This is a genomic window from Streptomyces sp. SID3212 (assembly GCF_009865405.1).
Lineage (GTDB): Bacteria > Actinomycetota > Actinomycetes > Streptomycetales > Streptomycetaceae > Streptomyces.
Genome location: NZ_WWJY01000961.1, coordinates 1 through 559, shown reverse-complemented (window position 1 = coordinate 559; position 559 = coordinate 1). Strand labels below are relative to the sequence as shown.

Below are 559 nucleotides of genomic sequence, written 5' to 3'. Positions count from 1 at the left end.
GGCGCCGGGGAGCGCTGGGGGGCGTTCCTCGGACGGGCCAGGGACACCTGGGACCGGTCCAGGCGGCCGCTGTTGGAGGAGCCGTTGCCGCCCGACCGGGCGCCGTTCGCGCGCGATCCGTATCCGGCGGTACGGCACAGACGCCTGCTGCGCGGCGCGCGCCGGGCCGGGACGGTCGCGGAGATCGGTGCCTGGGAGCTGGCGGACCCGCGCCTCGCCGCCCTGCTGGACGGGTACGCGCTGTCGTACGGCCTCGATCCGCGGCGTGCCCCGGCGAGCGCGGCCGTGCTGCCGTATCTGGAGCAGACCTTCGGCAGCTGGTATGTGGGCGGCGGGATACGGGAGTTGGCCCGGGCGGTGTACGAACGGTGCCTGGCGCGCCGGGTGGAGTTCGTCTTCGGCGCCGGGGTGACGAGGATCGTCGAGAAGGACGGCGCGGCCACGGGCGTCGAGTTGGCGGACGGCACGGTCGTGACGGCGGACCGGGTGGTGGCGGGTGTCGCGCCAGGCCCGCTCGCCGGGCGGGAGGTCCGGGAGGCGGGCGACGTACGGCCGGAGG

1 protein-coding gene is annotated in these 559 nt (G+C 76.6%); it reads left to right on the top strand.

Annotation, left to right across the window (positions count from 1 at the left end):
* Positions 1-559, top strand: a 559-nt coding sequence (locus GT042_RS28645) for an FAD-dependent oxidoreductase (protein ID WP_202534072.1), incomplete at both ends; no start/stop codon positions are given.